Source organism: Paraburkholderia sp. Ac-20342 (assembly GCF_017104985.1).
Classification (GTDB): domain Bacteria; phylum Pseudomonadota; class Gammaproteobacteria; order Burkholderiales; family Burkholderiaceae; genus Paraburkholderia.
Genome location: NZ_JAAGPQ010000151.1, coordinates 1 through 9,125, shown reverse-complemented (window position 1 = coordinate 9,125; position 9,125 = coordinate 1). Strand labels below are relative to the sequence as shown.

Genomic DNA, 9,125 nt, shown 5'->3' with positions numbered 1-9,125 from the left:
CCGCACAGTGCGCGCAACGCGGCGTTCTGCGCGCGCCATGCGCTCACGCGCGCGGCGGCCTGCGGATGCTGACCCAGTTGCGTGTCGAGCGCGGCGCGCTGCGCGTCCGGCAATTCGCCATCCACATACGCCGACAGCGTGCGCAGATCGAGCCCTTCGGGCAGGCCGGAACCGTAGTCGTCGTTGTTCATTATGGATTTCTCACCACTTTCAGCGGCGCCACGTTACGCGCCGCCGGTGCCGAACCCTGGCTCGGTCCCTCGGCGGGCCCTTGCGCGAGCAGCGCGCGCAGATGCTCGCGCGCCCGCGAAAGCCGCGACATCACCGTGCCGATCGGCACGCCCAACGCCGCCGCTGCCTCCTGATAAGTCAGTTCCTCGACGCCCACCAGCAGCAGCACCTCGCGCTGTTCGAGCGACAGGCCATACAGCGCGCGCTGCACGTCGCGCAGCACGAGACCGTCGACTTCGCCCTGCGGCGCTTCGAGATTGCGCCACGGCGCGCTTTCGTCGTCGACGGCGATCTCGCGGCGGCCGCGCAACTGATCGATGTAGAGATGCCGCAGGATCGTCAGCAGCCATGCCCGCATGTTGCTGTTCGGCCGGAACGCCGACCAGCGCGCGAGCGCGCGCTCCGCCGTATCCTGCACGAGATCGTCGGCCCAGGCGTAGTCGCCCGTCAGCGCGCGCGCATAGCGGCGCAACTGCGGGAGCCACGCGATCACTTCCGCTTCGAACGTCACCCGGCGCGCGGCGCTCAGTAGCCGCCGCCGCTGCTATTGCTGTTGCTGCTCGAGCCCGACGCGGCGTTGTCGGTCGTCGCGGCGCAGGCGCCGCTCGCGAGCGTGCCGAAGACGAGCGCGAGCAGCACGAAGAGCGAGGACAAAATACGGGATGCTTTCATCATCATGAGTCTCCTGACGATCGATCGCGCGAGCCGATCCGCGTACGCGATCCGGGCGGGCGGCCGCGGAGTGCGGCGTTGCCCTACACGACTGAACGCCGATGGCGCGCGGTTTATTCCACCGCGCGGCGGCGTCGGCGAACGCCGCGTTTCGGTGCGGGCCTGCCGCTTCGATGCGCGGCGATCTGGCGCGCCTCTTCCTTTTCCGCCAGGCGTGCCGACCATGCCTGGAGAGGCAGCGAGAAGGCGCCATTGCCCAGCAGATTCGTAACTCAACGTTACAGTGCGCCGTTATCGGATGCTTATGTGCCCACAAGCCGTTATAGTGGATAAAGTTCGCCCCCGGCGCGTTCAGCCCTCGAATAGAGCAGAAAGGGTAGAATCGCGGCGAACAACCGTTTATCTAACCCGAATTGTCCATGGCTTCTGCAGAATCGCATCCGCAAAACGACTTCATGAACGCTGCGCGCAAGGAACGAAAGCGCGTCGAGATCTATCTGGTCAACGGCATTCGCCTGACCGGGTGCATCGAGTCGTTCGATCAGTATCTGGTGATGCTGCGCACGCCCGTCGGCCTGCAAGGCATCTACAAGCGCGCGATCTCCACGATCCAGCTCGACACCGGCACGCGTCCGGCGCCGCGCACGGGGCGCCCCTCGCACGGCGAGCACACCGGCGGACGCGGCCCGCATGGCTCGCGCGAGCATCGTGAGCCACGCGAACCGCGCGAGTCGTATGGCGCGCCGGCCTCCTCCGAGCGCCCCGTCGGCGAACGCAGCAGTTCGGACGGCCCGGTGGTCGTCACGCGTCGGCGCCGTCTGTTCGGCACCGGCGGCGAAGGCGGCAATCACGGTGGCAACCATGGCGGCGCGGGCGGTGCCGGCAACGAATAAGCGCGCGTCACAGCGCCCGGCTAGTCCGCGGACGGGCCGAGCCGCTGCAGAATTTTCTCCAGCCGCATCACCTGCTGATCCGTCAGTTCGAATCCTCCTTTGACCCCTAGCACGCGACGTCGCCAGTACACGGCGTCGAGCATGCGCAGCGCCGGTTGCTTCGTCGCCCAATTCAGGTGCTCCAGTTCCGCTTCCACGACGTGCGAAGCGAAGAAACGCCGCGCACAGGCAGGTTTTTTCCCGTTCATTATTTGATTCGCTGTCTTGTCGTTGAGTGAGGTCCGCGCGTCGTCGGCAGGACGCCGCGCGAAGACACACGGAGAACGAATCGCCGCGGGCCGCTTTCAAACGGCGCGCCTATGCCGTTGGGTCTATGCCGTTGGGTCTATGCCGTTCGGCCGAGGTTCGGCCACGGCCGCCATGCGCTATGCTGAATAGTCGACTCTCTACTTGCGGAGCACGTCATGACCAGCAGGAGCCAGCATGCCACTCACCCCGCGCGCGCACGGCGCGCACCGGCCAGTTCCGCCGCAAGTTCCATCGATAGCCGGCTCGACGAAGCGCTGATGGAAAGTTTTCCCGCGAGCGACCCGATCGCCGTCGACATGGCGGAGCCGTATCGCGCACGGACGCGCAAACCACGGCCCGATAGCAGGAAGCGGCATTGATGCGAATAGCGGTATGAATGACGCGGCGATGAAACCTGCGCTGGTTTCTTTCGCGCTTTGCGTTTTGCGCGACGGGGACAACACAGCCTGCGTACGCCGTTGTGGACTGCGCAGGAATGCGAGATCGAGATGGAATCGAAGTGGGATTGAAATACCGCGAATCAGACCGCGGCGACACTGCCGCGAATCTAACGCCATCACCCGCCGATGAACCGGGCGGCGCCGTCCTCCGCGCCCTGCCCGCCCCATCCGGCGATGACGATGTTCACGCCAGCGCGCTCAGTGCGGCGGCAAACCGCTTTCCAGCTCGCGCTGAAGTTCGCGCACCTGGCGCTGCGCGGCACGCAACTGGTCCTGTGCGGCCTGCTTCTGCTGTGCCAGCGCGGTGGCCTCGGCACGCTTCTGCTGCTGCTGGCTCGCAACGATGCTCTGCTGCTGACGCGCGACGTCGAGGTCGGCCTGCAGGCGGTTCGCGCGGTCCTGCGACAACGCGATCATGCGCTGCGTGAACGCCTTTTGCGCTTCGAGCTGCGTGCGGCGAATTTCGACATCGGAGAGCTGCACGGTCTGCCGCACGAAATCCTTGTAGATGAGTTCGGCGCGCGTCACGTCCTGCGTCTTGATCACGCGCCAGAAATTCTTCTGCTGGAACAGCGCGACGTAGTAAGTCATTTCCTTGCCGTAGAACAGCAGGCTCGCGCCGTACGTACCGTTGTAGGTGGTGCGTAATTCAGTCAGGTCCGAGCCGCGGATCATCTGCTGCAATTCCGCCACGTTGCCCGCGGCCGATTGCCGGTTTTCGTCCGGCGTCAATGCGGTGGTGTCCGCCTGTCCGGCTTGCGAGGTATCCGGCAACGCGGCGCTCGTACCCGGCTGGGACACGACCGCGCTGCTTGCGCCACTGCTCTGCAGAGCCTGCGCATTCACGCCTTGCGCGGCGCCGCCCAACACGATGAATGCCGCCAGAGCCATCTCCCGCAGCGTCGACTTTCGGTCCATGTAGTTCCCGCTTCAACAGTTTTTGTTTTAGTGCAAACGGCGCATTATTACTCACTTTCGCGGGTTTCGGGCTCTTCGTCGAAAATTTGGTACTTGCGCATTTTTTCCCACAAAACCTTGCGGCTAATACCGAGATAAAGCGCCGTATCCTGACGCCGCCAGCTGTTCGCGTCGAGTGCGGCCAGCACGCGATTGCGCTCCGCCATGTCCCATTTGCTGCGGTCGACGAGCACCTCGGCTGCGCTCTCCACCGGCACCGGCTGGCTCGTGCGCGCGAGCGCGAGCAGACGCTGCAAACGCGCCGCATCCCACGCGCCGATCTGGCGCACCGTCACGCCGATCCGCTCGGCGAGGTTGCGCAGCTCGCGCACGTTGCCGGGGAAATAGGTGTCGGCCACCGCATCGGCGAGCCAGTACGGCAGATCGGGCAGCGCGGCGAGCCGCTCGGCGCCGACCACCTGCGCGATGAATGCCTTGAAGATCGCGATCTTGTCGACCGCGCCGCGCTCCTCGAGCGACGGAATCTTCAGCTCGATCACCGCGAGCCGGTAGTAGAGATCGGCGCGGAACGTGCCTTCCTTGACCAGTTGCGGCAGGTTCTTGTTGGTCGCCGCGACGAGCCGGAAATCGAGCTTGACGGGGTTCGCCGAGCCGATGCGCGTCACCGCGCTGTCTTCGAGCACGCGCAGCAGCTTGACCTGCTGATAAAGCGGCAGATCGCCGATTTCGTCGAGAAACAGCGTGCCACCGTCGGCCTGCTCGAAGTAGCCCTTGTGCGCGACCACCGCGCCCGTGAACGACCCTTTGGAGTGGCCGAAAAACAGCGATTCGAACAGGCCGTCCGGAATCGCGCCGCAGTTCACGGCAATGAACGGGCCCTGGCCGTAGCGGCCGTGTTTTTCGTGCAGCAGTTGCGCGATGCGTTCCTTGCCGACGCCGGTCTCGCCGTGCACGAGCACGCTCGTGTCGCAATCGGCGAAGGTGTCGACTTCGTGCAGCAGCGCCTGCATGCACTCGGAGTTCGCGATCATCGCGTCGGACTCGTGCGTCTTCGCGCTGTGCGCGCGCATCTGCAGCACGAGCTTGGTGACCATGCCGCGCAATTCGGCGCAGGTGAAATCGAGCGGCAGGATATGCGAGTACTCGGACGGATAGGCGGCCGGGTCGTGCTCGCGCGGCGCGGCGCCGACCCACACGACCGGGATGCCGTGCGCGGCCTGCCAGTCGCGCACGATCAGCGCGCCGCTGTCGATCACCGACACGCTGATGATCGCGAGCGACGGCCGCAGCGCGGTGCGCTCGGGCGAAATCGCGATATCGTCGGCGCGGATCACTTCGACGTCGAAGCTTGCCATGCAGCGCGCCACACGGTCGACGATATCGGCCTTGCCCTCCCAGACGTAAATATCGAGTTCCTCGATTTTGGTGGTGGTTCTCATCTTGGATAGGCTATTGGACCAGTTGCGGAACGCCGCACGTCAGCGACATGTTGTGGACCGTGGCGGTGCCGATCTGCACGCCGAGCAGCGACAGGACGGGGACGACGACGGCGTCGAGCAATGAGAAGACGGGTTGGAGCAGAGGGGTGAGCACCGTCGCAACCGCAGTAAGAATGGGTGAAATGAGCCCCGAAAGATCGACCGAGTTATTGAGAATCTTCAGGCTCAGGGCCTTGGGCAAATAACCCAGCAGTTGCGTGGTCAGCACCGAAGCGTCCGTTCCCACTGCGTTGGAATTGACGCTCTGAACCGAGTCGAAGCTACCCGATGAGCCGTTGAAAACAAGCGGCGTTGGCGTATTAGGGCCGAGAGTCAGTGGCTGGCTAGTAGTGTTTAACATCACATTGGCCACTACTGTGTTGGCCCCGAGAACCTGGGCCGAAACAGCCGCCACGCCAATCGGTTGAGTGCAAGCCGGATCACTTGCGAAACAGGCTCCCGCGATGCTCGGCGTCACCTCGATAGTCGCGCTGGTCGCCGCCTTTGTGCTCTCGCAATCGACCGAGCTCAGCCCAGCGGTACCCTGCGCAACGGACACCTGCACGGCAATCGGCGTACTCAGCGCGGCAACTGATACCGACAGCAACGGGGGAACGCCCACGGTGAGCGTTGGCAGCCCCACCGGCAATAACGTAACGCCCAAGTTGATCACCGCCGTGCGCGCCTTCGTTCGATAGTCCGTCACGCCGTTGACGGTCGTCGTCCCACCCTCACCCACGGCGAGCACAGGCGGATTGATCATCTGCAACGAAATCTTAGCAATACCCGCAAGCCCCGCCGACACCTTGATCACCGGCCCCGGCGTGCCGTTAGGCCCGCTCTGCGCAATCTGCGCGGCCACCATCAGCGCGTCGAACGCATTGATCGTCGCGGTCGCCGCCGAATTCGCATTCGCGAGTCCGAGCGCTAGCAAGCCCGGCGCGGACGTGCCGCCATCGCCGATCGTAATGTTCTGCCCGCCCGGCACCGCAACTTCCAGTGCCTGCAGAATATTCGCGTTGACCGTATCGCCACCGGCCTGCAACGCCTTGACCATCGCCACCATCAGGTTCTGAAAACTCACCGTGGTATTGAGCAGCCCTTGCATCGACGCGGCCCCAAGTGCCGCGCGCAGATCGTCGAGCTTGATATGCGCGCTCGCGAGACTCTGCGTATCGCCGACGCTCAATGAAATGCTGCTCTTCAGCAGCCCACCGAGAATCGCGTTGAGCAGCGCCGACTGCTGCGTGTTCAACGACGCGATGCCCGTACCGAGCGAGAACGCGTCGATGTTCGTCGCCATCGCCGTCGACGTCGCCGTCACGTTGATCGGCGAACCGACGAGGAAAAACATCGGCAGCTTCTGCGTCACCTGCACCTGCACCGCATTGAGCGGATTGCCGTTCGAGTTGTTCGAGCCGAAATAGGTCTTGCTGCTCGTGTCCCAGCGGCCGCAGGTCGGGCTCAGCGTATAGGTCTGACCGTCGGCGTTAAAGCCGTTGCTCGAGGCATTCGAGAACGCGGTACTCTGCGCGGCCGTACAGCCGCCCTGCGAGCCGATCACCTGGGCAGCCGCCATTGCCGACATATCGGCCGTGCGCTGCAACTCGCGGCGCACGAAATACACGTTGCCGACGTCGATCGCGCCGAGCGCCGCGAGCGTCAAACCGAGCGCAATCGCCGCGACCATCGCGACCGAACCACGCTGACGGCGCATGCTGCCCGCGCGTCGCACCCGCGCGAGCCAGCGCACACGCGGGCGGCGCGCGTCACCGGCTGCAGGGGCGTCATGCGCCGCGTCCACCGCGGGCTCGCGCGACGTCTGGACCGAAGCCTTGCTCATATCAGTTCCAGCCGCCCGAGCCCGAACCGGAGCCGCCGTTCGAGCCGCCGCCCGAACCACCCGAGCCGCTACTGGAGCCGAGCGTCGAGCCGTACCACTCGGGAATCTTGTTGTTGAACGAATTCAGATAACGCTTGTACGCGAGCCCGGCTTCGGCGCCGAGCATCGGCAGCGCCGGTGCGGCCTGTTCGTTGCTGCGTTGCATGTCGACCCATGCGAGCGTCGAGTGGCCGACCTCGCTCGCACGCACCTTGGGCTGTGCGGCCTGCACCGCCGGCGTCGTCCCGGCGGTCGGCGAGTCGGTCTGCGCGCTCGCCGGTTCGTTCGTCTGCGCGGCAGCCGAAGCGGCACCGAACACCGTCATCGCGAACACGCCCGCGATGGCCCCCACGCAGCGCACCGATGCGCGCCAACCCCGAGTTTCCGTTCTGTTTGTCATCTTCACTCCCTGAATCCGTGACGAGCGGGCGCGCTTACTGCGCGAACCGCTGCAACAGGCGCGGCGCGGGTTCGATGCCCATGCTCGCGACCGTGCGTGCATCCGCGGCCGGCGGCTGCGGCTGCGTCTGCCCCTGCTCTTTGGCCTGCTTCTGTGCCTCGCCCTGCCTCGACGCCGCGCCTTGCTGTGCCTGTGCCTGTGCCTGTGCCTGTGCCTGTGCCTGTGCCTGTGCCTGTGCCTGTGCCTGTGCCTGTGCCTGTGCCTGTGCCTGTGCCTGTGCCTGTGCCTGTGCCTGTGCCGCCTGCATGCGCGCACGCTCCGCCACGGCCACCTTCGCCGCATCGCCACGCAGCGCCGCGCGCACGTCCGGCGCGAACTGCTGCTGGTTCATCACCGCGAGCGCCTGCGCGTCGCCGCCGCTGACGAGCAGATACAGCACCACGTTGGCGACGATCTTCGGGTTCTTCTGATCGAGCTCGGCCGCCTTCATGAGCGGCACGCGCGCGCCCTCGACGTCGCCCTCGCGCAGCAGCGCATAGCCGAGGTCCGACAGGGTCGTGGCATCGGTCGGCGCAAGCAGCGCCGCCTGCTGCAACTGCTGCGCGGCGCGTCCGAATTCGCCGGCCGCACCCTCGATCAGGCCCAGCCCGCGATAGCCGCGCGCCGCCAGCGGCGTCTTCAGCAACTGTCCGTACACGGCCGCCGCGGCGGGCGCCTGGTCGGTCATGCGCAGCGCGTCGGCGCGCAGCAGGATCGTCTCGGGGCTCGTGCCGTACTGCTTTTCGTAGGCGTCGATATGCGCGAGCGATGCGAAGTACAGCCCCTGCGCCTGCATCTGGTCGATCAGGCCGAGGTACATGCCCGGCGTGTCGGGCGCCGGGTCCTTGTTGAGCTGCTGCGTCATCATCGCGCGCTCGGCCTGCGCGCCGACGCCGTAGCCGAGCGGCTCCTTCGACGCGCACGCGCCGAGCAGCGCCAGCACCGCGAGCGCCGCCGCTGCCGCAGCGGTACGCGCATGCCGCTTAGGGTTGTGCCGGGAAAAACGCTGAGTCATGGCCGATCCTTAGTGCCTTAGTGCCTGGCCGAGCGGAACGAATGCTGGACCGCCAGCACCCCCGGCCCGGCGGTCACGATCATCAGCGCGGGCAGCAGCGTGACGATCATCACCCCGGTCATCTTCACGGCGAGCCGGCCGATGCGTTCGCGCAGCATCGCGCGGCGCGCCTCGCGCAGACGGTCGCCGAACTGCTTGAGCGGTTCCTGCACCGCGCCGCCGTGCCGGTCCACCTGCACGAGCAGGCGCACCACCGCGCGCAGGTCCTCGTTGTCGTAGCTCGACGACAGCCGGTTCAGCGACTGCTCGCGCGTGCGGCCGGTCGCGAACTGGCGCTGCGCGATTTCGAGTTCGCCCGCGAGCACCGGCAACATGCCGCGAAAATCGTTGACCACCACCTGCAGCGCCTGATCGAGCGACAGCCCCACGCCTTGCAGCAGGCGCAGCAGATCGACGAGCAGCGGCAATTCGTTGACCACGCCGGCGCGCCGCTTGCTCGCACGCCGGCCCAGCACGAACTTCGGCAGCATGAAGCCCAGCATCGCCGCGATAACGACGAGCGCGAGGTAACGGATGCCCGCGACGTGTCCGCGCGCCAGCACGCCGACCAGCAGCGGCAGCACGATGCCGGCCGCGAGACGCGCAATCAGGAACAGGCCGCGCGTGCGCGTGTCGACGAAACCGCATTGTTCGAGCAGCCGGCGATCTTCCTCGGCGACGATCTGGCGGCCGAACGGCGTATCAAGCCAGCGCGCGCCGGTATGCGCGAAACGTTCGAGCAGCCCCCTGAAGCCGGCCGGCCGGGTGTTGCGCGGCGCCGGTTTCGCGTTCTGCGCGGCGGGCGTGGA

General features: G+C 66.1%; 11 protein-coding genes and 1 pseudogene. 2 read left to right on the top strand and 10 right to left on the bottom strand.

The features are described from left to right. The 3 genes and pseudogenes from G3N58_RS32680 to G3N58_RS32670 form a co-directional block, all read right to left on the bottom strand. Positions 1-191, bottom strand: a pseudogene (locus G3N58_RS32680) (anti-sigma factor); the annotation flags it as partial. Beyond that, on the bottom strand, positions 191-742 hold the full coding sequence (locus G3N58_RS32675) for a sigma-70 family RNA polymerase sigma factor (RefSeq protein WP_167040122.1): 552 nt from the start codon (positions 740-742) through the stop codon (positions 191-193). The pseudogene G3N58_RS32680 and the gene G3N58_RS32675, both read right to left, overlap by 1 nt. Positions 743-756: 14 nt before the next feature. Continuing rightward, positions 757-906 (bottom strand): hypothetical protein, encoded by a 150-nt coding sequence (locus tag G3N58_RS32670; protein WP_206001262.1) that lies wholly within the window; start codon positions 904-906, stop codon positions 757-759. A gap of 416 nt (positions 907-1,322) precedes the next feature. Between G3N58_RS32670 and hfq the strand changes: the two genes are divergently transcribed. Then, the gene (gene hfq / locus G3N58_RS32665) at positions 1,323-1,796 is read left to right on the top strand and encodes an RNA chaperone Hfq (RefSeq protein ID WP_206001261.1); all 474 of its coding nucleotides are present in this window, start codon (positions 1,323-1,325) and stop codon (positions 1,794-1,796) included. A 20-nt stretch (positions 1,797-1,816) separates the two neighbouring features. On the opposite strand, the gene G3N58_RS32660 is transcribed toward hfq, so the two are convergent. Next, a complete protein-coding gene (locus G3N58_RS32660) occupies positions 1,817-2,044 on the bottom strand; it encodes a hypothetical protein (protein WP_167040126.1) in 228 nt (75 codons plus the stop codon). A gap of 216 nt (positions 2,045-2,260) precedes the next feature. Between G3N58_RS32660 and G3N58_RS32655 the strand changes: the two genes are divergently transcribed. Next, positions 2,261-2,464: a hypothetical protein gene (locus G3N58_RS32655; protein ID WP_206001260.1), complete on the top strand. Its 204-nt coding sequence runs from the start codon at positions 2,261-2,263 to the stop codon at positions 2,462-2,464. A 279-nt stretch (positions 2,465-2,743) separates the two neighbouring features. Here the strand turns inward: G3N58_RS32655 and G3N58_RS32650 are convergent, their stop codons facing one another. The 6 genes from G3N58_RS32650 to G3N58_RS32625 form a co-directional block, all read right to left on the bottom strand. Beyond that, the gene (locus G3N58_RS32650) at positions 2,744-3,463 is read right to left on the bottom strand and encodes a DUF2968 domain-containing protein (RefSeq protein ID WP_167040130.1); all 720 of its coding nucleotides are present in this window, start codon (positions 3,461-3,463) and stop codon (positions 2,744-2,746) included. A gap of 47 nt (positions 3,464-3,510) precedes the next feature. Next, complete coding sequence (locus tag G3N58_RS32645) at positions 3,511-4,902, bottom strand: sigma-54 dependent transcriptional regulator (protein WP_167040132.1); 1,392 nt, start codon at positions 4,900-4,902, stop codon at positions 3,511-3,513. 10 nt (positions 4,903-4,912) lie between these two features. Beyond that, on the bottom strand, positions 4,913-6,784 hold the full coding sequence (locus tag G3N58_RS32640; RefSeq protein WP_241017328.1) for a TadG family pilus assembly protein: 1,872 nt from the start codon (positions 6,782-6,784) through the stop codon (positions 4,913-4,915). Between the two features lies 1 nt (position 6,785). Next, the gene (locus tag G3N58_RS32635) at positions 6,786-7,223 is read right to left on the bottom strand and encodes a DUF3613 domain-containing protein (RefSeq protein ID WP_206001259.1); all 438 of its coding nucleotides are present in this window, start codon (positions 7,221-7,223) and stop codon (positions 6,786-6,788) included. Between the two features lie 34 nt (positions 7,224-7,257). After that, entirely contained in the window at positions 7,258-8,277 is a 1,020-nt protein-coding gene (locus G3N58_RS32630) for a pilus assembly protein (RefSeq protein ID WP_206001258.1), read from the bottom strand. A 17-nt stretch (positions 8,278-8,294) separates the two neighbouring features. Next, positions 8,295-9,125 (bottom strand): type II secretion system F family protein (locus tag G3N58_RS32625; protein WP_206001257.1); only part of this gene is annotated, 831 nt, incomplete at its 5' end.

Coding starts and splice junctions, on each gene's coding strand:
- G3N58_RS32645 (WP_167040132.1), bottom strand. CDS start 4,902: ATGAGAACCACCACCAAAATCGAGGAACTCGATATTTACGTCTGGGAG.
- G3N58_RS32670 (WP_206001262.1), bottom strand. CDS start 906: ATGATGAAAGCATCCCGTATTTTGTCCTCGCTCTTCGTGCTGCTCGCG.
- hfq (WP_206001261.1), top strand. CDS start 1,323: ATGGCTTCTGCAGAATCGCATCCGCAAAACGACTTCATGAACGCTGCG.
- G3N58_RS32655 (WP_206001260.1), top strand. CDS start 2,261: ATGACCAGCAGGAGCCAGCATGCCACTCACCCCGCGCGCGCACGGCGC.
- G3N58_RS32650 (WP_167040130.1), bottom strand. CDS start 3,463: ATGGACCGAAAGTCGACGCTGCGGGAGATGGCTCTGGCGGCATTCATC.
- G3N58_RS32630 (WP_206001258.1), bottom strand. CDS start 8,277: ATGACTCAGCGTTTTTCCCGGCACAACCCTAAGCGGCATGCGCGTACC.
- G3N58_RS32660 (WP_167040126.1), bottom strand. CDS start 2,044: ATGAACGGGAAAAAACCTGCCTGTGCGCGGCGTTTCTTCGCTTCGCAC.
- G3N58_RS32635 (WP_206001259.1), bottom strand. CDS start 7,223: ATGACAAACAGAACGGAAACTCGGGGTTGGCGCGCATCGGTGCGCTGC.
- G3N58_RS32640 (WP_241017328.1), bottom strand. CDS start 6,784: ATGAGCAAGGCTTCGGTCCAGACGTCGCGCGAGCCCGCGGTGGACGCG.